Genomic DNA, 24,444 nt, shown 5'->3' with positions numbered 1-24,444 from the left:
CTGCCGGAGGCGATGATCGCAACGCCGCCCGACCGCTCGGGGAGGGCGAGGGCCGAGGAGGCCATCATGACCCAGGAAGCCGCGCCCGACGAGGCCGTGCCCACCCAGGCCGCTTCCCCACAGCAGGGCGCACCCAAGGGCCTGCTGCAACAGATGGAGGAGTTGATGGCGGCGCTCAACGCCGATCTGACGCAGCTCGACGCCGACCTTCAGTCGTCGGAGCGGCGGGCCGTCGACGACGAGCCCGAGGAGCCCGCCGAGCCCGCCTCGCCCAGGAGCGGCGCCGGCACGGACTGACCTCCACTCCCCCGGGCGCCTCATGCCGCACCGCCTCGCGTCCGCAGGGCGAGCCGTCTGAGCAGCCCTCCGATCCTGTCGCTGGTCTCGTCGGCGGCGTCGATCGCCTCTATGCACTGCCAGTAGACGGCGTCCTCCTCACAGGCGCCGGCGACACCGACCAGCGCGATGCCTACCTCGCCCAGGAGCTCTCCGAGGTCCGTCAACGCCGCCCAGGGGTCGCGAACTTCGGCGAGCTGCGCCGCTCGTAAGCCTCCGGACCGCAGCGCGGCCTGGCGCAGCGCGCCGGAGGCCCGGGCCCCGGCCTCGCTGAGGCCGAGGGCCGCCGCGCGCGCCTCGAAGGGCCCGTGAAGGGCGAGGTGGCTGCCGATGGCCTCGGCCAGCGCCTGCGCCTGCCATGCCTCGATGACGATGTCCCGCACCTCCCTGGCCTGCGCCAGGGCGTGCCGAGTGGCCACGATGAGCCGCACTGCCTCCATGACCGTCCCCCATGCTTTTCCGTCCGCCCGCTCTCACTACCCAGAGTGATGACTAACCGCCGGAAAAGCCAGGGGAATTCAGAAATCTGTGGATACCAAATGCGGTGTGGATAACTCAATCACTCCGGAGAGTGACGGCCGTCGTGATCGGCGACGCCGTCACCGGTCTCCTTCAGTGCCGGAAATCGCCGCTCATTTCGGTCGATCTTCGCCGAAAGCGCCGCCAGGACATCGATGCCCAGCACCTCGCAGAACTGGAGCAGGTAGGCCAGGACGTCCGCGACCTCGTCCTCGACCCGCGCCGCGGTAGAGGGTTCCTCCATCACCCGGGCCGACTGCTCCGGCGTCAGCCACTGGAAGATCTCGACCAGTTCGGACGCCTCGACGCTGAGCGCCGCGACCAGGTTCTTGGGGGTGTGGAACTGCTGCCAGTCGCGTGCCGCGGCGAAGGCCGCCAGCCGGTCCTGCAACGTCCGCACGTCGAGACCCGCCGTCCTGGCGGACCCACGGCGGTCAGATCCGGCAGACCCGTCAGGTCCGGCAGGCCCGTCTGGGTGGTCATGACGGTCGGAGCGGCCACGGCGGGCTTCCTCATGGGACTCAGGGTGCTCAGTCTGTTCAGGGTGCTCAGTCTGTTCAGGGCGCTCAGTTTGTTCAGGGTGTTCACTCACGCCCCCAGGTCTACCATTGATGCCCCTGCCACCTCACCGGCCACTTCCGCCGCAGCCCCCCGCAGCGTCCCCACCAGTCTGATGTGCCCTCGTTCACACATCCGAGCCGCCAGTTCCAGCAGCTCCCGGGCCTGGCGCGCGTCGAGGCACCGATCGAGGCCGTCCGCCAGGACGGTGAGCACCTGCCGGGCCTCCAGCACCTCGGTCGCCGGATCCACCGCCAGCACCCCCGGACCCGTCAGCAGCACCAGGCACAGCGCCAGGTAGCGCAGCTCTCCATCACCCAGCCGTTCCAGCGGGGTGGTGGCCCCGGCCTGCCGCCCCAGGACGGCCCGCACGAACCCGCCGTCGAGGCCCTCCACGGACAGTCCGTCGACCGGCCCGCGGCATCCCGCGTCCGCAGCCGCGACCAGCAGGGCATGCCGGGTGACGCACTCGTTGCGCGTGCGCCCCAGGACCGCGGCAACGTTGTCGCACGCGCCGCGCAGCCGCCCGTCGCGCGCGGCGACCGGCGCGCGCATCAGCTCGGGCCGGGGGTCACAGGGGAAGACCGAGCGCAGGGCGATCACGACCTGCTCTGCGGCGTCGAGAACCATCCGCTGTCCAGCGGTCTTCCCCGCGACCCGCAGCGGCAGGAGCGCCGTGCCCAGCCGGTCGTCGGGCAGGGGCGCGCGGGTGACGGGCACGGAGCCCGCCGTGTGCCAGGCGGCCTCGACCCTCGGCAGCCCCGGGTCGCGCAGCGCCGTGGAGAGCAGCGTCAGCCCCGACCCTGTCAGCCGTTCGCCGACCACGCGCAGTTCGGGCTCGGCCTGGACGGCCACGTCCAGCAGGACCGGCCCCACCGGGCCTTCCACGGTGCACCCGATCCGGAAGCCCCGCCTCCCCTGGGCGTCGGGTCTGGCCTGCTGCGGTACGCACGCCTGGGCGCCGCCGGCCACCGGGGCCAGCGCCTCGTCGAGGGTGTCACCGCCCGCGAGCCGGGCGAGTACCTCGTACGCCTCCAGGGCACTGGACTTGCCGCTGCCGCTGCCGCCCCGGAAGAGGGTCAGCGGATCGAGCGGGAAGACGGCGTTGCGGTGTGACTTGAAAGCGGAAAGCCGCAGTTCGGTCACGACGGGGCGCTTATGCGGATTGGCGGCGTCCATGTCTGAGGACCGTAGGCGGCAAGCTGTCAGCCAAACCGTTTCATCTGATCATTCTTCCTACGATCGGGGTACCCGGAGGCCACCTCGGTCCCTTCCGGGGCCAGCAGGAAGACATTGGTGTCGACCCGGTGCATGGCACTGCCCAGCCCGAAGACGACACCGCTGGAGAAGTCGAGGATGCGCTTGGCCACGTCGGTGTCGGCGCTCGTGAGGTCGAGCAGCACCGGGACGCGGGCGATCAGGTACTCGGCGACCTCGCGGGCGTCCGCGAAGATCTGCACCCGGAGCACGACGAGCCGTCGCTGCTTCTCGGCGGGCTCCTCCTCGGGCAGGGCCCGGTGGTCGGGCCAGGACGGCCATGCCTGGTGGCTCCGCAGCGGAACGACCTGGGCAAGCCCCTCCCACTGCTCATCAGTCGCCTCGGACCGGTTCACCGGATCACCCCTCCGGGGAACGTGCTGGGTATGTACATCCCGCGATTCTAGGGATAAAAAGCCCCCGTTAGGCCCAATGACACGCGCCCCGAGTGGGCCGATCGGCCCAGGGGCCGGCTCTTGGGCGCCCCGACGGCTCCCCGACACCACCACGGCGGCGAGGGGCGGCGAGGGGGCGGCGAGGGGGCGGCGACGGCGAAACGATACGTATCGCCTCGATCACTCGCTACACTCCCGTTCCATGCCCGACAAGACAGCACCCGACGCCGCCCGGCGCAGCCAGCGCTCACGCCAGGCGATCTGCGAGGCCGCCCTCTCCCTCGTGGGCGAGACCGGCTACGACAAGCTGACGATCGAGGGGATCGCGGCCCGCGCCGGCGTCGGAAAGCAGACGATCTACCGCTGGTGGCCGTCCAAGGGGGCCGTCCTGCTCGACGCCTTCACCGAGACCGTCGAAGCCGGCGAGGGCACGCTGCCCGACACCGGCGACCTGGCCACGGACCTCAAGGCCGTGCTGCGGGCGACGGTCGACGAGTTCAACGACCCCGCGTTCCAGGCCCCGTATCGCGCGCTCTACGTGGCCATGGTGAACGACTCCGAGGTCTCCGCCGGCTTCACGAGCAAGGTGATGGAACCGGGCACCCAGGCCTACGTCGACCGGATCCGCGCCGCGCAGGAGGCGGGAGAGGTCGCCGAGGACATCGACCCGCGCCTGGCCGCGGAGCTGATCCTCGGCCCCTTCGCCCAGCGCTGGCTGCTGCGGAGTCAGCCGCTGACGCACGAATTCGCCGACAGCCTTGTCGACATGGCTCTCACCGGCCTGCGCCCCCGGGCTCCCCGGACCTGACGCATCACGCATAACGGTACGATCGGTACGCGATGTTGAACCATATTGTGCGGTACCTGCACTGCCCCCACTGCACCGCTCCCCTGGCCACGAAGGGCCGTGCGCTGGCCTGCTCGAACGGCCACTCCTTCGACGTGGCGAAGCAGGGTTATGTGAACCTGCTCCCGGGAGCGGTCAAGTACAGCGCCGACACCCGCGAGATGGTCGACGCCCGCGCGGAATTCCTGAGCGCCGGTCACTACGCCCCCATCGCCGACGCGCTGGTCGCCCTGGCGCGCGACACGACCGACTCGTCGGCCGAGGGTTGCGTGCTCGACATCGGCGGCGGCACGGGCTACTACCAGTCCCATGTCATGGACTCCTTCCCCGAGGCGGAGGGCATCCTCCTCGACATCTCCAAGTTCGCCGCACGCCGAGCCGCCAAGGCACACGCGCGCATCGGTGCCGTGGTGGCCGACGCCTGGCAGGCCCTTCCCCTGCAGGACGCCTCCGCCGCGCTCGTCGTCAACACCTTCGCCCCCCGCAATGGCCCGGAGCTCCGACGGGTCCTCCACCCGCAGGGCACCCTCCTGGTCGTCACGCCCCGCCCCGACCACCTCCAGGAGCTGATCGACGCCCTCGACCTGATGCGCGTGGACGAGCGCAAGGAGCAGCGCCTCTCCGACCAGCTCGCCCCGCACTTCTCGACCACGGCGTCGCGCGCGCTGACGACGACCATGACGCTCGACCGCCACGCCCTGACCCAACTGGTCGGCATGGGCCCGAATGCCTGGCACAGCGACGGCGAAGCCCTGGCGGCACGGATCGCCGCGCTCCCAGAACCGTACGAGGTCACGCTGTCGGTGACGCTGACGGCGTACCGACCGCTGGCCTGAGAAGCCCGTACGACACGGACGCCATCACGGCCGCTGCCACCCTCCACGTCACCCGCCCTCCCCAAACACCTGCCGGGCCGCCCGCCGCCAGCGGTTCGCCGGGAGGGCGGGGCGTAGGGCCGCCAAGGCTCCGCAGTACTTGGTGAAGACGGCGGGTCGCACCCCATGGGCGTGCAACAGCCGGTCGACGTCGCTGAGGTGGCCTGCTGACTTCGTCTCGACGAGGACGAGCGCGGCGTCTCCGCGTACGGCCCGTCCTGTGCGCGGGTCCCCACAGATCAGACCCGCGTCGCAGGTGACGCGTTCCCCGTCGCCCACCAGAGTCGTCCGTAGATAGTCCGTGGTGAGGGAAGGGCGCAGGGTCGTCGGCGCGTCGATGCCGTGCGCCTGCTGCAGGGTCTCGGCGAGATACGCGCGGCAGTGGGGGTCGAGCGGGGTCTCCGCGCCGGTCAGAGCGCGACGATGCTTGACCGTGGCACCGCGCCTCCCCTTGAGCTTGATCTCGAACTGCCGTTCCCCCGAGTCCTCGTACACCCGCTCACGGATCTTGAAGCGGAGCCGGCGGCCCTGGCGGTGGTCGTGGAAGGAGCGGAGCTCCGGGGTGTCGTAGTAGACGGAGTGATAACGGAAAGCTCGACGCCCGCCGATGGCCAGCACCCGGAAGTGGCCACCCGGCCACCGGGAGTCCGTCAGCCGGCCGGCCATGCTCAGGAAGACCGGTGCGGGCACGAGATAGCTGCGGTCGAAACGGGTCAGCAACTGGGCCCGGTCGTTCACTTCGGTCAGGGAGATGGGTGCGGCGGCCCAAGCGACCCGCTCGACGGCGCGCGCGGCTGCCGTGGAGGCTGCCATGGGAGCTGCCATGTCGGCGCTCACACCGGCTCGCAGACGGGTGCGACCCGGAGCCCGGCCAGGACCTCCGTGCCGAGGTGCGTGCCCTCGTCCAGGTCCGGCTCGCGGTACCGGACGTCGACGACCATCAGGTCGCGGACGTAGTCCACCTCCATGACGGTCCACCGCAGCGGCTCGCCCAATCGCCTGGCGAGGTCGGCCCGGAGCGCGACGGGGTCACGGTGCACCCGGTCGAGAGTGACGACGGCGCGGCGCGAGCGGGCCAGCAGCCAGTGACTGTCCGCGACCCAGAGCACGAGGAGCAGTACCGCGCTCAGCCCGGCCTTGACCGGCACCGTCACATCGGGCAGCCCGCAGACGAGGCCGAGGACGAGCGTGGTGAAGTAGTACGCGACGTCCTCCTGCTGCACCGCGTCCGAGCGCAGCCGCACGATCGACAACACCCCGAACAGCCCGAACCCGAGCCCGGCCGCCCCTCTGCCGCCCACCGCCGCCAAGGCCGCGACGACGGTGAACAGGCCGGCGTTCAGGGCCAGGTAGGCCGGTACGAGGTCGCGTCGGCGATGGCGCGGATAGTAGATCGCGAAGGCCAGCAGACAGACAGCGGCGAGGTCCAACGCCAGGCCGGCGGCGATGTGCCGTAGAGCGTCCATGATTCGCTCCCTCTCGGGTCGGAAGGGTCGGAAGGACCGGAAGGAGCACAGACGATAGGGCTACCGGAATCGAACATGCTTCGCCCTGTGGAGAAACGTTCCCGCATGGGGGCCCGGACGAGCCAGTCACGACCCGCGGCACAAGATCACAGGTGCCGCCTCGACCTGTCAGTTGGCCTGTCAGTCGACCTGTGAGATTCCCAGCTTTACGTACCCATGCCACGAGTTATCGGAAAGAATGACCGGGCGATGACCCCGACGCCCAAATCCCCAGCCCCTCCCCTGTACACCCCCTTCGCTCATCTCACCGCGCCCGGCTCCGCCCTCTATCGGCGGACGATGCAGACGTTCCTCACCGCCAAGGAGCGCTTCGCGGTGCACCTGCGCCCCGAGGACGTGCATGCCGCCCTGCCCGCCGGTGAGCGCCCGGCCGAGCTCGATGCCGTGGTCAACGCGCTCGACAGCCTCGTCAAGTGGGGCAATCTGCGGGCCGATCCCGATACGGCCCGCGTCACCGCTGTCGAGGACTTCTACCGCAAGCGGTTCGTCTATCAGCTCACCCAGGCAGGAGAGGCGGCGGAGGAGGCGCTTTCCGCATACGACGAGGCGCTGGGCCGGCGGGGCGCGCTCCAGGCGGTCGCGCTGCACGACATCGTCACCCAACTGCGTGCTCTCCTCGTCCTGGGGGCCGAAGAGTTACCGGACCCTGCCAAGACCTACCTCGCACTCGACGCGCTGACCAGCCGGTTCGCGACCCTCGCCGAGAACGCCCGGGCCTTCATGGGGTCTCTGCAGCGCACCATCGACCTGCACGACGTCGAGGAGGAGGTCTTCCTCGCCTACAAGGACCGGCTCATCCAGTATCTGGAGCGGTTCATCCAGGACTTGATCACTCTTGGCGGACGCATCGCCCAGCTGATCCTGGAACTGGAGGACGGCGACGTGATCGCACCGCTGCTCCGGACCGCCGCCGCTCGCGAGGCCGCCGACGCCTCTCCGGAGGATGCGGAACACGCCGAGCGGGAGGCGTACGCGCGGTGGACCGGGCGCTGGGACGGGCTCGCCGCCTGGTTCATCAGCAGGAACGGACGGGAATCACAGGCGCGGCTGCTGCGCGGCCGGGCTCTCGGGGCGATCCCCCAGCTCCTGGCGGTCGTGCGGTCGCTGAACGAGCGCAGAGCCGGGCGCTCCGACCGTTCCGCCGACTTCCGTACTCTCGCCCGCTGGTTCGCCGAGGCGCCCGACGACGACGCCCGGCACCGCCTGTGGCGCACCTCTTTCGGGCTCTACCCAACCCGTCACCTCACTGTCGACGCCGACACCCTCGCCACCCGCATGGCCCGGCCCGTGCCGGCTGCCACTCCGTGGGCCGAGGCCGACACCCTGCGCATCAGCCCGCAGTTGCGGCGCACCGGCAGTTACGAACGGCGTGGCAAGCCCCGCAAGGTCGAGGACCGTTCCGAGGCGCGCCGCCATCTCGCCGAGATCGCGGCCAAGCAGGCCGCCGAGACCGCCTCCGCGCGGGCGCGGCTCGCCACCGACGGGGCGACCCGGCTCTCCGCCCTCGGTGACCTCGATCCGCTCGCGTTCGGCCTCTTCCTCCAGCTCCTCGGTGACGCCCTCGCCACCTGGCGGCCCGGCATGACGCACACGTCCGCCACCAGCAACGACGGCTCCATGGAGATTCGTCTCACAGCGCTCGGCGACGGCACGACCGCCGAGGTCACCACCCACGGGGGTACGTTCCGGGGCTCCGACCACATCGTCGAGATCATCGACCTGACAGAGAGAGACAGCAGGCGATGAGCACCCCGCTCGCCGAGGTCCTGGAGGGACAGCACTCCGCGGAACTGCGCAAGGCCGCACGCGCTCTGCTCAAGGAACCTCTCCTCCTCGCCCACGGACCGCGTTCGGACGACTTCCGGCTCGTCCGCCGCCATGCTTCGGAACTGCGGGCATGGTTCGACCGCAACACCGGCTGGTCCCTCCTCGTGGACGCGGAAGCGGCCCGCCTGCGCAAGATCCCCGGCTGCCCCGCCGACCCGACGCACCCCGCTCGTGAGGTCGGTCGGGCCGGCGCTCCCTTCACCCGCCGCCGCTATGTCCTGCTCTGCCTCGCCCTCGCCGCCCTGGAACGAAGCGAAGCCCAGATAGCACTCGGTCGCCTCGCCGATCAGGTCGTCATGGACGCGGCAGACCCCCACCTCATCGCCGCCGGAATCCACTTCACCCTGGACCGCCGCGACGAGCGCCTGGATCTCGCCGCCGTCGTGAAACTTCTTCTGAGTCTGGGTGTCCTGCGGCGGGTCGCCGGTGACGAGGAGGCGTACGTCAGTGGAGCGGGCGACGTCCTGTACGACGTCGAACGCCGCGTGCTGGCCGGTCTGCTCGCCACCCGCCGAGGCCCTTCCACGGTGCGTGCCGACACCTTCGACGGGCGTCTGGCCGAGCTGACCGCCGACACCGCCCTGGACAGCGAGGACCTGCGGTTCCGCGCGATGCGCCGCTCACTGACCCGCCGGCTGCTCGACGATCCGGTGCTGTACTACGACGAGCTGACCGATGCGGAACTCGCCTACCTCACCCGGCAGCGCGGCTTCCTCATCGCCCGCATCACCGAACTGACCGGACTCGTCGCCGAAGTGCGGGCCGAGGGCATCGCCATGGTCGACCCCGACGACGACCTCACCGATGTCCGCATGCCCGAGCAGGGCACCCACGGCCACGTCACTCTGCTGCTCACCGAGCATCTCGCGGCGGCGGACGAACCTGTCACCATCGGCGACCTCCAGCGAAAGGTCCGTGAACTCACCGCCACATACGGCGGCTTCTGGGCCAAGTCCGCCAAGGAACCGGGAGCGGAAGGCGAACTGGTCGAGCAGGCACTCGCCAAACTCACCGCCCTGGGACTCATCACCCGCCACGGCGATGCGATCGCGCCCCGCCCGGCCCTCGCCCGGTACGCCGTCGGCGAGGCCGTCGTCCTCGAACCCCGCAACCGGCGCATGCCCCAGCAGCGAAAGGCGAGCAAGCAGTGACCGCCCTCCCCGTCCCCACGCGCTCCCGCTGGCAACCGATGCGCATCGGGCTCGTCGACCTCTTCCACTACGACGAGGAGGAGTTCCACTTCCGCGACGGGCGGCTGTTGCTGCGCGGCAACAACGGCACCGGTAAGTCCAAGGTCCTCGCCCTGACCCTGCCGTTCCTGCTGGACGGGGACCTCACCCCGCGCCGTGTCGAGCCCGACGGCGACCCGGGCAAGCGCATGGAGTGGAACCTGCTTCTCGGCGGCGAACATCCTCATCCCGAACGGCTCGGTTACACCTGGATCGAGTTCGGCCGACGGGACGGGACGACGGGCGAGGCCCACTTCCGTACGCTCGCCTGCGGGCTCAAGGCTGTCGCCGGGCGTGGCATCGCCCGCCACTGGTACGCGGTCACCGACCAGCGGGTCGGCCAGGGCCTCAGCTTGCTCGACGCCACCCGCACCGCTCTGTCCCGTGACCGGCTCGCCGAGGCGATCGCCGGTCACGGGATGGTGTACGACCAGGCCAAGGCGTACCGAAGGGCCGTCGACGAAGCGTTGTTCGGACTCGGTGAACAGCGGTACGCCGCCCTCGTGGACCTGCTCATCCAGTTGCGCCAGCCCCAGCTGTCGAAGCGGCCCAACGAGGCCGCCCTCTCCCGGGCGTTGACGGAAGCGCTCCCGCCCATGGACCAGGCGGTCGTCGCCGACGCGGCGGAAGCCTTCCGCTCCCTGGACGACGAGAAGGAGGAACTGCGGGCCGCCGCCGAGGCCGAGCACGCCGCCTCGGCGTTCCTGGACCACTACCGGCGCTACGCCCGCGTCGCGTCCCGCCGACGGGCCCGTTTCCCCCGCAGCGAGCACTCCCGGTACGAGCACCTGCAGCGGGATCTCGTGGAAGCGCAGGCGCACAAGGCCCGCGCGGAGGAGGACCGGGCAGCCGCCGAGGAACGCATCGCCGTTCTGGAGGAGACCGAGACACGGCTGCGGGCGCAGGACACCGCCCTGCGCGCGGGGCCCGAGATGCGCAGCGCCCGTGAACTGGGGCAAGCGGCCATGGATGCGGCCCGCACGGCGGGGGAACGGGAGCGCGCGGAAGCCGACTGGGGAGAGGCGAAACGCCTCCACCAGCGAGCAGTGAAACGGCTCGGCGCGGCCGAGAACCGGCTCGCCTCGGCCCGACGTCAGGCCGGCACCATCCTCGCCCGGGCCCGCGAGGAGGCCGGCAATGCCCAGGTCTCCCTGCCGGACGAGCCGAGCCGGGAGGCGGCCGAGGAGGCGACGGATCGCACGTGGCGCAACCTCGCCCACGTGGAACGCCTCGCCGACGAGGCCGACCGGACCGCGAGCGAGCGACGTGCGGCCTCCCGGCGGCTCGACGAGGCGGAATCCGACCTCGCACTCGCGACCGAGGCACAGCAGCGGATGGAGGAGGCCACGGCGGCAGCCGGCCGGGCATTGCTGGACGCCGTACGCCGGCATGCCGAGGAGTGCCACGAGCTGGCATACCCGGATCCGGTCGGCCTCCTCGACGAGCTCCAGGAGTGGACGCGACACCTCGACGGGCCCTACCCGGCCCATATCCGCGCCTCGCGCGCCCACCGCGCCACGTCGGCGCGCCTCGCCGATCACTCGGCGGCCCTGACTCATCGCAAGGCCGGGCTGCGGTCCCGCGTACGGGACGTGGAACAGGAGCTGGCCGCGCTAGAAGCCGGAGGCCAGCGCGGGCCGAAGGCCCCGTACACCCGCACCCCGGGGCTGCGCGAGCGGGCGACCGGCTCGCCCCTGTGGCGGCTCGTCGACTTCCGTGACGGACTCGGCGACACCGACCGTGCCGGGCTGGAAGCGGCCCTGGAGGCATCCGGCCTGCTGGACGCCTGGGTGCTCCCGGACGGCACGGCCCTCGACGCCGATGGGCACGATGTGCTGCTCGCGCCACGGACCGGGCCCGTGACCGAACCGTCCCTGGCCGATGCGCTGCGCCCGGCCGTCGATCACGGTGACGCACGGGCCGCGGCGGTCGGTGAAGAGACCGTGACGCGGCTGCTCGCGGCGATCGGGCTGGGTGAGGCGGGCGGCGCGGCCAGTTGGGCGGCGACGGACGGACGTTTCCGCGTCGGTGCGCTCACCGGACGGTGGGCCAAGTCCGCCGCGGAATACATCGGTGAGGGCGCCCGGGAAGAGGCGCGCCGGTCCCGCATGACCACCCTGCGCACGGAACTCGCCTCGCTTCGAGACGATCTGGCCGCCACCGCGGCCGAGGCCGAGGCCATCGTGGCGCGCCGCCACGCGCTCGACGCCGAGCTGGCCGCCGTACCCGACGACGCGCCGCTCAGGCAGGCGTACGCCCAGGAGGCCGCGGCCGCCGGCACCGTGCGCCGGGACCGAGCCCGGCGCGACGAACGGGCCGCCGATCTCACCGAGGCGGCCGAGCTGGCCGAGCAGGCCGCGGCGGAACTCGGCACGACCGCCGCCGACCTGGGCCTGCCCTCCGACCGGGCCGGGCTCGCCGCCGTACGCCAGGCCCTCACCAGCCTCACCCTCGTCCTCGCCGACCTGTGGCCCCTCCTGCGCGAGCGCGCCGAAGCGGCCCGTCAGGCGGACGAGGAACGCGACGAGGCCCAGCAGGCGGGGCAGCGGGCCGAGGAGCACGCCCTGCGGGCCGCGGACGCGGCCCGCGAGGCCACCACCGCGGCCGAGCACCACAGCACCCTGCGCTCCATGGTCGGCGCGGCCGTCGCCGAACTCCAGCGTCGACTGGCCGAGACCACCGACTCCCTGCGCGAATGCGGAGCCGAGCAGCGGCGCACGCGTGGGCGGCACACCGAGGCGGACCGGCGGGCCAGCAAGGCCGAAGGCCGTATCGAGCAGCTCGAACGGGGAATCATCGAGGCGGCCTCCGCCCGCGCCGAGGCGATCGCGGGTCTCCAGAGGTTCGCCGACACCGGCCTGATCGCGGTGGCTCTGCCAGGTCTGGCGGTACCGCCCGCCGGCGAAGGTCCATGGGCGGCCACTCCCGCCATCGCCCTGGCCCGTTCCATCGAGACCGAGCTGTCCGGGACGGATGACTCCGACGGGGCTTGGGAGCGGGTGCAGAGGCGGCTCAGCGAAGAGTTCAAGACGCTGCAGGACGCCCTGTCCCGGCATGGACACACCGCCTCCGCCCGCGTGATCGAGGACGGAATGGTCGTCGACATCGTCTACCAGGGCCGTGAACGGGCCGTGCCCGAGCTCGCCGAGGCGCTGGCCATCGAGGTCGGTGAACTCACCCGCATACTGTCCGCCCATGAGCGGGAGGTCCTGGAAACCCACCTCATCACCGAGGTGGCGGGGACCCTGCAGGAACTGATCGGCGCGGCGGAACGGCACGTACGGGCCATGAACGTCGAGTTGGAGGAACGCCCGACCTCGACCGGCATGAAGCTGCGCCTTGTGTGGCGGGCCTCTCGCAAGGCCCCGGCGGGGCTCGACCGGGCGCGGGAACGCCTGCGCCAGTCCGCCGATGCCTGGAATTCCGATGACCGGACGGCTGTTGGCGAATTCCTGCAGGCACAGATCGCCCAGCAGCAGTCCGGCGACGCCGCGGGCAGCTGGCTCGAACACCTCACCACCGCCCTCGACTACCGCACGTGGCACGAATTCGGCATCGAACGCCACCAGCAGGGCCGCTGGGTTCCGGCCACCGGACCGGCCTCGGGTGGCGAACGCGTCCTCACCGTTTCCGTGCCACTGTTCGCCGCCGCGTCCTCGCACTACGCGAGCGCGGGCAACCCGTACGCGCCCCGTCTGGTCACTCTCGACGAGGCATTCGCGGGAGTCGACGACGACTCGCGGGCCAAGTGCCTGGGCCTGCTCCACGCCTTCGACCTGGACGTGGTGATGACCAGCGAACGGGAGTGGGCCTGCTACCCGCAGGTGCCCGGCATCGCCATCGCGCAGCTCTCACGGACCGACGACGTCGGGGCGGTGCTTGTCACCCGCTGGGAGTGGGACGGCTCAGCGCGCGTGCGGCGCGACGATCCGGTGTACGAGCGGGACCTGCCGGTCGTGCGGGCGGAGGGCCAGGACCTGCTGTGGTCATGAGCGCCCCGCCGCCCGGCGGGGTGGATCTGAACCGCCTCCGCCGGCTGCTCGGCACCCCCGAGCTCGCGTGGCTGGTCGAGCGTGCGCGCCGACGCCTCGAACGCGAGCAGCCCCTCACCGGGACCGTCTCACTGGCCGCCCCCACCGAAGCGCAGAGGATGGCGGTCGAACGCCTGCTGGGCCGCGCGCCGCGCCCCGGCCGGTCGCTGGCCGTCCGGCTCGACACCGTGGACGAGGTCCTGCGCCGCTCCGGCGTCAGCCCTGACGGTCTCGCCGCGGCTGTGGAATCCCTGACCGGTCCTGTCGCCTCTCTCCGTCAGACCCGCCAGAACGAATCCCGCGCCTGGCAGGAGGCGTATCAGCCGCTCCAGGCGCTGGGCCACGACAGGTCCGGCCTCACCGCCTGGGCCACCGATCCGCGCACCGAAACCCTCGTACGACGCCTCGCCCGTGCTCCCGAAGCTGCCGGCAGGCTGTCCGTAGATGCCGCGAAGGTGCTCCGGGAACTCCCCGCCGAACCGGCTGTCTCGCTGCCCGCTTTCGCCGCCCGCGTCCTCGGCAGGGCCCACGCCCTGGACGACGGAACACCCCTGGCCACGCTCACCCTGTCCGGCATCCGAGCCCTCACCGGCTTCCCCGACGGCAACGGCGCCGCGTGGCGGCGGGAGGCGTGGGCGTCGGCGGGACTGCTGCGCGACGAACTGTCCTCGACGGTCCTCACCCTCAACCTTCGCGGCACCCCGGCCCTGGACTGGCTGGCCGAATCCGGCGAACCATGTGTCCTGACCCTCCGGCAACTCACCCACCAGCGCCCCCAGGCAGCTCGTGGGGTGGTACGGATCTGCGAGAACCCGGCGATCCTGGCTGCTGCGGCAGACACCCACGGCCCCGACTGCCCGCCCCTGGTCTGCCTCCAGGGCCAGCCGTCCGCGGCCGCCCTGACTCTCCTGCGCCACCTCCACGGCGGTGGCACGCGCCTCCTCTACCACGGGGACTTCGACTGGGGTGGACTCCGGATCGCGAACGTGCTGCTAAACCAAGTGCCGTGGCGCCCATGGCGGTTCACAGCCACGGACTACCGCGCCCTGGCCACCAGCGCGCCACAGCTGCCACCCCTGACGGGCACGCCAGCCGTGTCCCCTTGGGACCCTGGGCTGGCACAGGCATTGAGCGAGCTCGGGGTACGGGTCGAGGAGGAGGTGGCTTTGGCGGGCCTTCTAGCGGATCTCGCTTGATCGTGCTATCGGCTCCGCACATCGCCATCGGGCGGCCAAGTGCTGGCGAACATCGCGAACGTACGAAGCCAACAGGTCAGCCGTCCGTCTTCACCGGCTTCAGGATCGCCACGCACTCCACGTGGTGCGTCATCGGGAACAGGTCGAACGCCCGCAGCTTCACCGGCTCGTACCCCTCCTCCGCGAAATACTTCAGGTCACGCGCCAGCGCTGCCGGGTCGCACGCCACGTACGCGATGCGTCGCGCGCCCAGCGTGGCCAGGTGCCGCACCGTCTCCTTGCCCGCACCAGCACGCGGCGGGTCCAGGACGATGATGTCGGCGCTGTCGATGCGGGTGCGCGGGAGGACCGATTCGACCTTGCCCTGTTCGATGCGGACGCGGTCCAGGTCGCGGAGGTTGTGGCGGGCGTCCTCGACGGCGCGCTTGCCGGATTCGATGCCGAGGACGGCGCCCTTGTCGCCGACGCGCTCGGCGAGGGAGCCGGCGAAGAGGCCGACGCCGCAGTAGAGGTCGAGGGCCATGTCGCCCTTGCGCGGCATCAGGCCCTGCATGACGGCCTTGACGAGGGTGTCGGCGGCCTGGGGGTGGACCTGCCAGAAGCCGCCGGCGCCGACGCGGTAGGTGCGGTCGTCGGCGCGCTCGCGGACGAAGGCGCGGCCGTGGACGGGGTGGACCTGCTTGTCGCGCTCGCCGATGCGCATGACGGAGACGGGCTTGTCGAGCTCGACGATGGGCAGGCGGCCGCCCGGCTTGGGGGTGAGGATGACCTGGCGGTCGTGGGAGCCGGTGGCGGCGATGGCCTCGACCGAGGCGATCTGCGGCCACTCGCGCTTCTCGATGCCCAGCTCGCTGACGCCCTCGGCCGCGATCATGCAGTGGTCGATGACCTGGACCTCGTGCGAGCGGTGCTTGCGCAGGCCCGCGTGGCCCTCGGCGTCGATCGCGTACTGGACGCGGGTGCGCCAGGCCGGGACCTGGCCCGCGGGGAGCTTGTCGCCCTCGGCCGGCATGACCGTGCCGTCCCAGCCGGCCTCCTCCGGCGTGAGGCCCGCGAGGCGCATCAGCTGCTCCGCGATCACCTCGCCCTTGAGGCGGCGCTGCGCGCCCGGCTTCGCGTGCTGCCAGTCGCAGCCGCCGCACTTGCCCGGGCCCGAGAAGGGGCAGGGGGCCGGCACGCGGTCCTTGGACGCCGAGAGGATCTCCACCGCGTCCGCTCGCAGGAAGCGTGACGTCGACTCGCCCTCCGTCACCCTCGCCACCACGCGCTCGCCCGGCAGCGCGTGCCGTACGAACAGGACCCGGCCCGACTCCGTGCGCGCCACGCAGTGGCCGCCGTGGGCCACCGGGCCGACCTCGACCTCGTACTCGTGGCCGACCAGCGATGCTTCGGTCTCGTGCTGCATGACTGGTCGACTCCAGAAAGTAGAGAAGTGGGGAGACAAGAGGAAGGGGTGCGGGGGACCCCCTGGACAACAGCCGTCCAGTTTACGTCCCGCCGCACCCCATCAGCGACATCGGTCGCGACATCGGTGCCCCGCGTCGCTACTTCTTCGTCGCCGCCTTCTCCTTCTTCGACTCCCCGACCGGGCCGCGGCGCACCGAGCCCGGCGCGTTCCACTCGGCGCGCTTGCGGGCGCGTCGCTTGGCGACCTCGGAGGAGTCCAGCTGCCACGGCACCGAGGTGACCATCACGCCCGGGGTGAAGAGCAGGCGGCCCTTCAGGCGCAGGGCGCTCTGGTTGTGGAGCAGGTGCTCGTACCAGTGGCCGACCACGTACTCGGGGATGTAGACGCTGACCGCGTCGCGCGGGCTCTCCTTTCGGAGGCCCTTGACGTAGTCGATGACGGGGCGGGTGATCTCTCGGTAGGGCGAGTCGAGGATCTTCAGCGGGACGTCTATGCCGCGCCGGTGCCACTCCTCGCGCAGCGCCTTGGTCTCGGCCGCGTCGACGCTGATGCTCACGGCCTCCAGGTTGTCGGAGCGCATCAGCTTGGCGTAGGCCAGGGCCCGCAGGGTGGGCTTGTGGACCTTGGAGACCAGGACGATGGAGTGCACCCGGGACGGGCGGACGGTCTCCTCGCCGGGCTCGTCGGGAGCGGCGATCTCCTCGGCGACCCGGTCGTAGTGGCGCCGGATGGCGGTCATGGTGGCGTAGAAGATCACCATGCCGAGGATGGCGACCCAGGCGCCGTGGGTGAACTTCGTGACCAGCACGACGACCAGGACCAGGCCGGTGAGGAAGCCGCCGAAGGTGTTGATGGCGCGGGAGCGCATCATGTGGCGGCGCTTGGCCGGGTCGGTCTCGGTCGCCAGGAGGCGGTTCCAGTGCCGGACCATGCCGGTCTGGCTCAGGGTGAAGGAGACGAACACTCCGACGATGTACAGCTGGATCAGCTTGGTGGAGTCCGCGCCGTAGATGTACGTCAGGACGGCGGCGGCGCCGGCCAGCAGCACGATGCCGTTGGAGAACGCGAGCCGGTCGCCGCGGGTGTGGAGCTGGCGGGGCAGGTAGCGGTCCTGGGCGAGGATCGAGCCGAGCAGCGGGAAGCCGTTGTACGCGGTGTTGGCCGCGAGGAACAGCACCAGCGCGGTGGCGGCCGCCAGCACGATGAAGAGGAACGATCCGTTGCCGAAGACGGCCTCGGCGACCTGCGAGATCACCGGGTTCTGGGTGTAGCCGTCGCCGACCGGCGTGCCGTTCTTGAGCAGGTCGGTGGCCGGGTTCTCGGCCATCCGCACCTTGGTGACCAGGGCCAGGGCGATGATGCCGCAGAACATGGTGACGGCCAGGCCGCCCATGAGGGCCAGGGTCGTCGCGGCGTTCTTGGACTTCGGCTTACGGAAGGCGGGGACGCCGTTGCTGATCGCCTCGACGCCGGTGAGCGCGGCACAGCCGGAGGAGAAGGCGCGCAGCAGCAGGAAGACGAGGGCGAAGCCCGCGAGGCCGGTGTGCTCGGCGTTGATCGTGTAGTCGGCGGTGGGGGCCTTCATCGTGTCGCCCGCGACCAGGCCGCGGTAGGCGCCCCAGGCGATCATCACGAAGACGCCGCCGACGAAGACATAGGTGGGAATGGCGAAGAGCTTGCCGGACTCCTTGACGCCCCGGAGGTTCATCAGGGTCAGCAGCACGATCACGGCGATGGCGCACGCGGTCTTGTGCTCGACGACGAAGGGGATGGCGGAGCCGAGGTTCTCGATGCCGGAGGCGATGGAGACCGCGACGGTCAGGACGTAGTCGACGAGCAGGGCGCTGGCGACGGTCAGGCCCGCCTTGGGGCCGAGGTTGACGTTGGCGACCTCGTAGTCGCCACCGCCGCTCGGGTAGGCGTGGACGTTCTGGCGGTACGAGGCGACCACCGTGAACATCAGCACGACGACCGCCACCGCGATCCATGGGCTGAAGTGGTAGGCGGAGACGCCCGCCACGGACAGCACGAGAAGCACTTCGCCCGGCGCGTACGCCACGGAGGAGAGCGGGTCGGAGGCGAAGACGGGGAGGGCGATGCGCTTGGGGAGAAGGGTTTCTCCCAGCTTGTTGCTGTGCAACGCCCGGCCGATGAGGATCCGTTTCGGCAGGTCGGTCAGTTTGGACACGCAGAGGATCGTAAGGGTTCCGTATGGGTGTCGCCCACCCGCCACCCACCGGGAGCCGATCCGGCATACGCTACGCGATCACTCCCGGTGGGTAAAGGGCGGTTCAAATGCCGGCTACGGGCGCAGCCTCACCGGCAGCGCGCGATGGCCGTTGGAGATGAAGGACTCCACCGGGCTGAGCTCCTCCGGAGCCACCGCCAGCGACATCTCGGGGAAACGGGCGAAGAGGGCGGGCAGTGCGACGGCCGCCTCCAGCCGGGCCAGCGGGGCGCCGAGGCAGAAGTGCGCTCCGTGACCGAAGGAGAGGTGCTCCTTGGTGGCACGCATCACATCGAAACGATCGCCGTCGTCGCCGTAGATGCCGTGGTCGCGGCCCGCGGCGGCGTAGGCGGCGACGATGGCGTCGCCCTTGCGCAGCACCACTCCCCCGCCGGCTCCCCCGTCCGCTCCCCCGTCCAGCTCGATGTCCTCCACCGCGTAGCGCAGCGGGAGGTTGGCGACGGGCGCCTGGACGCGCAGGGCCTCCTCGATCACGTCGTCCCAGCCGGCCTTGCCGTCGCGGACGAGGGCGAGCTGCTCGGGGTGGGTGAGGAGGAGGTGAATGGCGTTGTCGAGGAGATTGACGGTGGTCTCGTGGCCCGCGCCGATCATCAGCAGGAGGGTGTCGACGAGCTCCTGCTCGTTCAGCTTGCCGTCCTCCTCGTCGCGGGCGGAGATCAGCACGCTGGTCATGTCGTCGCCGGGCGTCTCCCGTTTGAGGGCGACGAGGCCGCGCAGCAGCCCGTAGAGCTCGGTGTAGGTGGCGGTGACCTCCTCCGGGTCGGCGGAGGTGTGGAAGATCGAGTCGACGCAGCGGCGCAGGCCCTCGCGGGTGGACTCGTCCTCGACGCCGAAGAGCTCGCAGATGACCTGGATGGGGATGGGGTAGGCGTACTCCTCGCGCAGGTCGGCGACCGCGCCGGGCGGGGTGGCGTCGAGGCGGTCGAGGAGGTCCGCCGCCATCCGTTCGATGCGGGGGCGCAGGGCGGCGGTGCGGCGGGCGGTGAAGGCCTTGGCGACGAGGGTGCGCAGCCGCTTGTGGTCACTTCCGTAGGCGGTGAACATATTGGTCACCGCGACCCAGGTGTAGAGCGGCCACTCCGGGGAGATCTCGCCGTCGATCCAGGCGGGCCAGTGCCGACGTGGGTCCTTGGAGACCCTCGGGTCGGTCAGCAGCCGCTTGAGCAGCGGCTGGCTGGTCACTGCCCACGCCACCACGCCCCCAGGGAGCTCCACACGGACCGCTTCCCCGAGGGCGCGGAGGCGGGCGGCTTCGCCGTGGATGTCACGGCCGGCGGGATCGATGACGACGGGGCATGCGGAGCGGTCCATCGGCGGTCTCCAGAGGTCTCGTCCGGGGTCGGCGCGGACGGCTGAGGGCGGGGGGCCATACCGGGGTGTTGAGGGGCCGTACCGGGGTGTACGGGCGGGGGCGCCGGCACAGGGACGGGCACCGGCGGGAAGCGCACCGGCAGCGCGGTGAGCGCGCGGTGGAAGGGGCCGGGCCGCCAGACGAGCCGGTCGGCGGGGACGGCCAACTCCAGGTCCGGGAGCCGGTCCAGCAGCCGCTCGACGGCGGCGGCCGCGATGAGCCGGGCGGGGTCCTTGGCGGGGCAGTGGTGGGGGCCCGCGCTCCAGGCCAGGTGGGCGCGGTTGCCCGCGCGGCTGCCGGCCGGGTGGCCGGTGCGCAGGGCGGGGTCGGTGTTGGCGGCAGCGAAGCTGACCACCACGGGCTCGCCCGCGCGCAGCGGGACGTCGCCGAGGGCGTCGTCGGCCAGGGGGTAGTGGACGGCGTAGTTGGCCATGGGCGGGTCGAGCCAGAGGACCTCGTCGAGGGCGTCGTCGACGGGCAGGCTGCCCCCGGCGAGGTCGCCGGCGAAGCGGTCGTCGGAGAGCAGCAGCCGCAGCGCGTTGGCGATCAGGTTCTGCTGGGGCTCGGTGCCCGCGCCGATCAGGACGACGAGCTGATGGAGCATCTCCTCGTCGCTGAGCCGGGCGGGGTGGGCCATCAGCCAGGAGATCACGTCCGCGCCGGGCTGCCGGCGCTTGAGGGCGATGAGCTCCAGGAGGCTGCTGGTGATGAGGGCGTCCGCGCGTTCGGCCTCGACGCCGTCGAAGATGCCGGAGAAGCCCTCGACGAGCCGGTCGCCGAGCTCGGGCGGGCAGCCGAAGAGCTGCTGGAAGACCAGCAGCGGGAGGGTCTTGGCGTAGCTGCCGAGCAGGTCGGCCTCGCCGAGCGCGGTGAAGCGGTCGATGAGGCTGTCTGCGCTGCGCTCGACGTAGCCGCGCAGGGCGTTGGGGTCGATCCGGGCGAGGCTGTCGTCGACGGCCTGGCGGTAGCGGCGGTGGTGGTCGCCGTCGGAGAACAGGCAGTTGGGCCGGTAGGCCATCATCGGCACCACCGGGTTGTCCGCCTCGACGCGGCCGTCGGCGAGGGCGCGCCAGTGGCGGGCGTCCTTGACGAACCGGCCGGGGCTGCGCAGGACTTCGAGCGCGGCGCGGTAGTCGGTCACCAGCACGGCCCTGACCCGGGGGGCGAGCTCCACGGGCGCGGCGGGCCCCTGCTGCCGAAGCCGCTGGTATACGGCGTGCGGGTCGGCGGCGAAGTCGGGCCCGTAGAGCGGGGTGTACGTCGCGGGCGGCGCCTGCGGGGGGTACGCGGCGGGCGATGCCGGGCGGCCGTACGTCGCGGGCGACTCGGTGCGGGAGGCGCCCCATTCCGGCGAGGGGCACGCCGTGGGCTGCTCCCGCGAGGGGTACGCCGTGGGCTGCTCCCGCGAGGGGTACGTCGCGGGCTGTTCCCGTGACGGGTCGGGCGTGGGCGGCGTCTGCGAAGGGGGTGCCGCGGGCGGCGCCTGGTGCGCGGGGCACCCGGGGGGTGGTGCGTCCGGGCGGAAGGTCACACGTGCTCCTGGGCGGTGCGGGCGCTGAGGTATTCCACGAGGGTGATCAGGGCGCGGGTCGAGGAGACCCGGTCGCGGGCGTCACAGGTGATCAGCGGGGTCTCCGGGAGGAGGTCGAGGGCCTCGCGGATCTCCTCGTGGGGGTAGGTGGGGGCGCCGTCGAAGTGGTTGACGGCGACCGCGTACGGCAGCCCCAGCTCCTCGAGCAGCCCCATGACCTCGAAGGACTGGTCCAGCCGCCGGGTGTCGGCGAGGACGAGCGCGCCGAGCGCGCCCTGGGTCATGTCCTGCCAGAGCCGGGTGAAGCGCTGCTGGCCGGGCGCGCCGAAGAGATAGAGGACGAGGCTCTCGCTGAGGGTGAGCCGGCCGAAGTCCATGGCGACGGTCGTGGTGGTCTTGCCGTCGATGCCGGCCAGGTCGTCGACGAACGCGCCGGCCTGGGTCATGGTCTCCTCCGTGCGCAGCGGCCGGATCTCCGACAGCGAGCCGACGAAGGTGGTCTTGCCGACCGCGAAGTGCCCCACGACGAGGATCTTCGCCGCGGTCCGGACGGTACGGGGCAGGTAGACGGCTCCGTCAGAGGCGAGCGCGGAGTCCATCGAGCACCTCCTGGAGGATCTGGGCCTCGGGCAGCTCTGCCGAGGGGATGGGGGCCCGGGTGGAGAGGTGGCCGCTGTCGACGAGATCGCCGAGCAGCACCTTGACGACGCTGACGGGCAGCATCAGATGGCCGGCGATCTCGGCGACGGACAGGGCGCCGCCGAGACAGAGCTCCATGAGGGCGTGCTTCTCCGGACTGAGGCCGCCGAGCGGCCGGTCCTCGTGTGCCAGCACCAGGGTGACGAGGTCAAAGGTGTTGCGCGTGGGGTGGGAGCGGCCCTCGGTGACGACGTACGGGCGGACCAGCCCTTTGTCGCGTCGCGGCGCCGGCGGGGTCATGCCTGGCTGCCCGGGCCGCCCTGCCAGGTGTCCATGCCCTGCCGGGGCGGGCTCACCAGTTCCTTGCCGAGCCGGTCGACGGTCTTCTGCATGCGGTAGGTGACGGCTTCCATGTCGACGTTCTCGCTCGCCGAGACGGCGAGGTAGGCGCCGGGGCCGGCGGCTATGAGGAAGACGTAGCCGTGGGCGAACTCGATGAGCGTCTGCCGCCAGGGGCTGTCCTGGTTCCGCGGGTGGGTGCAGAACTCGGTGGTGGAGCGGCTGATGGACTGCAGCCCCGAGAGGGCGGCCGCCTGGCGCTCGGCCTCGTCGCGGTCGATGCCCTGGGAGTGGGCGCGCAGCATGCCGTCGGCGGAGAGCAGGATCGCGTGCCGGGCCTCCGGCATCTTGACGACCTCGTCCAGCATCCAGCCCAGCTCTTTGTTCATGTGGTCGTTCACGCGTGCGGGTTCCCTTCGTCTTCTACAGGGGTGGGGGCGTGGGCGTCGGGCGGCCCACCGGCCGCGTCCCGGTCGCCGGGCAGCGGCGGGAAGCGGTGCTCGCCGGTGCGACCGGTGCGGGTGCCGCGGGCGAACGCGCCCATGCGCCGGGCGGTCTCCTCGGCCGAGCGCTCCGGGGGGATGTCGGCGGGCGGCATCGGTGCGGCCGGGCGGGAATGGCGCTGCTGTCCGGGCGCGGGCTGCCTGCGGCGGCGTTTGGGCAGCCCGCCCGCGGTGGAGCCGGTCACGTGCGGGGTACCGGGGGCCTGCGGGGTGTCGCCGTGGTGCGCGGTAGGGGTGTCGCCGTGGTGCGCGGTATCGGTGCTGTGCGGAGCGACCGGCGGGAGCGGCGTCGCCCGGGGGGTGGTGTGCGGCGTGCCCGTGTCCTCGGCCGGCCGGTCCGCGCCACCGCCGTACGCGGGCGGCGGCTCCTGCGGGGCGTGGGTGCGCTCCGGGTGGCGGGTGCGCGAGCGGGAGGGGCCGCGCGGGGCGGGCACGGTCGGCGTGTGGCGCGGCTCCTCGTCCCGGCCGCGCTCCCGCAGGGGCGTGGTGCCGGGCCCGTCCAGCTCCAGCTGGGTGAGCAGCGCGGAGGGCAGGAACAGGACCGCGCGGACACCGCCGTACGGGGAGCGGGTGTCGACCGAGACGCTGAAGCCGTAACGTGCGGCGAGCACGCCGATCACGGGGTAGCCGAACTGCGGGGGGTCGCCGAGGCGGGAGACGTCCACCGCCCGCCGGCCCGAGAGCATGGCGACGGCCTCCTGGATCTCCCGGCCGTCCATGCCCACGCCCGCGTCGTCGATGACGACGCACGCGCCGTTGTGCACCGGCTGGAGGCTGACCTCGACGGTGGTGTTGGGCTGGGAGTGCCGGGCGGCGTTGTCGAGGAGCTCGGCGACGGCGAGGACGACGGGCTCGACGACCCGGCTGACGACGGCGAGCTCGTTCTGGCCGCTGTGCACCCGGACGCGGCGGTAGTCGCGGATCCGGGAGGTGGCGCCCCGGACCACGTCGGTCAGCGGGGAGGCGACGCGCTGCCGGCCGGGCCAGGAGCCGCAGAGCACGGCGATGGCCTGCGCGCGCCGGCCGAACTGGGCGTTGGCGTGGTCGATCTCCAGCAGGTCGCGCAGGACGTCGGGGTTGTCGTGCCGCTCCTGCATCTCCGAGATGGCCAGCTGCTGTTCGTGCGCCAGGCCCTGGAGCGCGCGCATGGACGCCTTGAGCGCGGCCTTCGCGGACTGGTCCGCCCGGCTCTGCGCCTTCTCCACGGCCTGGGCGAAGAGGTCCATCACATCCTGGAGGCGCTGCGCGAAGACGGTGCCGGCGAGCCGCGCGTCGAGCGGCCCGGGCAGCGGCACCTCCTGGCTGACGGCGTCCGCGACGGCGGGCAGCCGGACACCGACCAGATGCCCGATCTCCTCGTCACGTGCCTGGACGCTCTCCTCCAGCTGGGCGACACGCCTGCGCAGTCCGGCGGTGATCGAGCGCTGACGGGTCAGCAGCACCGCGACCGCGGCCACCGCGACGACCAGACACCAGATCACCACCTGGGATATGTGATCAGACATCAATTCCTCTTGGCCGAAGGGAGCTTGCGGTCGGAGGGACAGGTCGGTAGCACCCTGACGTCCCGTCCAGAAGCGGAATACGCGGATCATCCTAACCGCGTACATGACCATGCGTCCGATCTTCGTCACGAGTCCCGAACATGCTTGCGCATGCCTTTCGTCCCTTCAAGGGAATGGGGTTCACGTCACCCCGATTCAGGCGTGCCGGGAGGGGTACGGGGACCCCCGTCACACCCTCCTCCGGGGCAGCGGCACGAAAGGGCCCCGGCCCCCGCGCCGTCCCCGGTCGGAGGTCCTGGCGCCCGGTCCCGTGGGGGTTGCGGA

21 protein-coding genes are annotated in these 24,444 nt (G+C 71.7%); 7 read left to right on the top strand and 14 right to left on the bottom strand.

Annotated elements, in window-relative coordinates:
* Positions 1-66: 66 nt before the first annotated feature.
* Positions 67-297 (top strand): hypothetical protein, encoded by a 231-nt coding sequence (locus tag ACX9I7_RS03095; RefSeq protein ID WP_459386415.1) that lies wholly within the window; start codon positions 67-69, stop codon positions 295-297.
* Between the two features lie 20 nt (positions 298-317).
* Here ACX9I7_RS03095 and ACX9I7_RS03090 read toward each other — a convergent pair whose 3' ends face one another.
* The 4 genes from ACX9I7_RS03090 to ACX9I7_RS03075 all read right to left on the bottom strand — a co-directional run bounded on the left by ACX9I7_RS03090 (position 318) and on the right by ACX9I7_RS03075 (position 3,026).
* Entirely contained in the window at positions 318-776 is a 459-nt protein-coding gene (locus ACX9I7_RS03090) for a DUF6099 family protein (protein WP_459386414.1), read from the bottom strand.
* Between the two features lie 119 nt (positions 777-895).
* The gene (locus tag ACX9I7_RS03085; protein WP_459386413.1) at positions 896-1,255 is read right to left on the bottom strand and encodes a nucleotide pyrophosphohydrolase; all 360 of its coding nucleotides are present in this window, start codon (positions 1,253-1,255) and stop codon (positions 896-898) included.
* A 188-nt stretch (positions 1,256-1,443) separates the two neighbouring features.
* The gene (locus ACX9I7_RS03080) at positions 1,444-2,592 is read right to left on the bottom strand and encodes an AAA family ATPase (RefSeq protein WP_387571839.1); all 1,149 of its coding nucleotides are present in this window, start codon (positions 2,590-2,592) and stop codon (positions 1,444-1,446) included.
* A gap of 26 nt (positions 2,593-2,618) precedes the next feature.
* On the bottom strand, positions 2,619-3,026 hold the full coding sequence (locus tag ACX9I7_RS03075) for a cell division protein SepF (RefSeq protein ID WP_387571841.1): 408 nt from the start codon (positions 3,024-3,026) through the stop codon (positions 2,619-2,621).
* A 241-nt stretch (positions 3,027-3,267) separates the two neighbouring features.
* Between ACX9I7_RS03075 and ACX9I7_RS03070 the strand changes: the two genes are divergently transcribed.
* Positions 3,268-3,873, top strand: a complete 606-nt coding sequence (locus tag ACX9I7_RS03070) for a TetR/AcrR family transcriptional regulator (RefSeq protein WP_189448991.1) — start codon at positions 3,268-3,270, stop codon at positions 3,871-3,873.
* 32 nt (positions 3,874-3,905) lie between these two features.
* Positions 3,906-4,748 (top strand): putative RNA methyltransferase, encoded by an 843-nt coding sequence (locus ACX9I7_RS03065; RefSeq protein ID WP_459386412.1) that lies wholly within the window; start codon positions 3,906-3,908, stop codon positions 4,746-4,748.
* Positions 4,749-4,796: 48 nt separating this feature from the next.
* Here ACX9I7_RS03065 and ACX9I7_RS03060 read toward each other — a convergent pair whose 3' ends face one another.
* Positions 4,797-5,600, bottom strand: coding sequence for a polyphosphate polymerase domain-containing protein (locus ACX9I7_RS03060; protein ID WP_459386411.1), 804 nt, complete (start codon positions 5,598-5,600; stop codon positions 4,797-4,799).
* A gap of 20 nt (positions 5,601-5,620) precedes the next feature.
* Positions 5,621-6,253: a DUF4956 domain-containing protein gene (locus tag ACX9I7_RS03055; RefSeq protein ID WP_459386410.1), complete on the bottom strand. Its 633-nt coding sequence runs from the start codon at positions 6,251-6,253 to the stop codon at positions 5,621-5,623.
* Between the two features lie 216 nt (positions 6,254-6,469).
* Between ACX9I7_RS03055 and ACX9I7_RS03050 the strand changes: the two genes are divergently transcribed.
* Genes ACX9I7_RS03050 through ACX9I7_RS03035 form a run of 4 tightly spaced genes read left to right on the top strand, consistent with a single transcriptional unit; the run spans position 6,470 to position 14,596 of the window.
* Entirely contained in the window at positions 6,470-8,059 is a 1,590-nt protein-coding gene (locus ACX9I7_RS03050) for a TIGR02677 family protein (RefSeq protein WP_459386409.1), read from the top strand.
* Positions 8,056-9,291 (top strand): TIGR02678 family protein, encoded by a 1,236-nt coding sequence (locus ACX9I7_RS03045; protein WP_459386408.1) that lies wholly within the window; start codon positions 8,056-8,058, stop codon positions 9,289-9,291. The genes ACX9I7_RS03050 and ACX9I7_RS03045 overlap by 4 nt, the downstream gene beginning before the upstream one ends.
* Complete coding sequence (locus tag ACX9I7_RS03040; protein WP_459386407.1) at positions 9,288-13,361, top strand: TIGR02680 family protein; 4,074 nt, start codon at positions 9,288-9,290, stop codon at positions 13,359-13,361. The genes ACX9I7_RS03045 and ACX9I7_RS03040 overlap by 4 nt, the downstream gene beginning before the upstream one ends.
* Positions 13,358-14,596, top strand: coding sequence for a TIGR02679 family protein (locus tag ACX9I7_RS03035; RefSeq protein ID WP_459386406.1), 1,239 nt, complete (start codon positions 13,358-13,360; stop codon positions 14,594-14,596). Before ACX9I7_RS03040 ends, ACX9I7_RS03035 begins: the two co-directional genes overlap by 4 nt.
* Before the next feature lie 76 nt (positions 14,597-14,672).
* Here the strand turns inward: ACX9I7_RS03035 and ACX9I7_RS03030 are convergent, their stop codons facing one another.
* From ACX9I7_RS03030 to ACX9I7_RS02995, 8 genes are all read right to left on the bottom strand, one after another.
* Positions 14,673-16,001 (bottom strand): class I SAM-dependent RNA methyltransferase, encoded by a 1,329-nt coding sequence (locus ACX9I7_RS03030; protein ID WP_459386405.1) that lies wholly within the window; start codon positions 15,999-16,001, stop codon positions 14,673-14,675.
* A gap of 139 nt (positions 16,002-16,140) precedes the next feature.
* The gene (locus ACX9I7_RS03025; RefSeq protein ID WP_387571882.1) at positions 16,141-18,192 is read right to left on the bottom strand and encodes an APC family permease; all 2,052 of its coding nucleotides are present in this window, start codon (positions 18,190-18,192) and stop codon (positions 16,141-16,143) included.
* A gap of 114 nt (positions 18,193-18,306) precedes the next feature.
* Positions 18,307-19,434 (bottom strand): cytochrome P450 family protein, encoded by a 1,128-nt coding sequence (locus ACX9I7_RS03020; RefSeq protein WP_387571884.1) that lies wholly within the window; start codon positions 19,432-19,434, stop codon positions 18,307-18,309.
* Positions 19,431-21,134 carry a cytochrome P450 gene (locus tag ACX9I7_RS03015; protein ID WP_459386404.1) on the bottom strand — a complete coding sequence of 568 codons (1,704 nt, stop codon included), beginning with the start codon at positions 21,132-21,134 and terminating at the stop codon, positions 19,431-19,433. The genes ACX9I7_RS03020 and ACX9I7_RS03015 overlap by 4 nt, the downstream gene beginning before the upstream one ends.
* Positions 21,131-21,733, bottom strand: coding sequence for a GTP-binding protein (locus ACX9I7_RS03010; RefSeq protein ID WP_387571889.1), 603 nt, complete (start codon positions 21,731-21,733; stop codon positions 21,131-21,133). The genes ACX9I7_RS03015 and ACX9I7_RS03010 overlap by 4 nt, the downstream gene beginning before the upstream one ends.
* Positions 21,711-22,073 (bottom strand): DUF742 domain-containing protein, encoded by a 363-nt coding sequence (locus ACX9I7_RS03005; protein WP_126916477.1) that lies wholly within the window; start codon positions 22,071-22,073, stop codon positions 21,711-21,713. The genes ACX9I7_RS03010 and ACX9I7_RS03005 overlap by 23 nt, the downstream gene beginning before the upstream one ends.
* Entirely contained in the window at positions 22,070-22,501 is a 432-nt protein-coding gene (locus ACX9I7_RS03000; protein ID WP_189449684.1) for a roadblock/LC7 domain-containing protein, read from the bottom strand. The genes ACX9I7_RS03005 and ACX9I7_RS03000 overlap by 4 nt, the downstream gene beginning before the upstream one ends.
* Positions 22,502-22,509: 8 nt before the next feature.
* On the bottom strand, positions 22,510-24,120 hold the full coding sequence (locus ACX9I7_RS02995; RefSeq protein WP_459386403.1) for an ATP-binding protein: 1,611 nt from the start codon (positions 24,118-24,120) through the stop codon (positions 22,510-22,512).
* Between the last annotated feature and the right edge of the window lie 324 nt (positions 24,121-24,444).

The sequence above is a fragment of the Streptomyces sp. L500 genome, assembly GCF_054551825.1.
The sequence above is the reverse complement of the archived record's forward strand: the minus strand, read 5'-3'. Positions and strand labels throughout refer to the sequence as shown.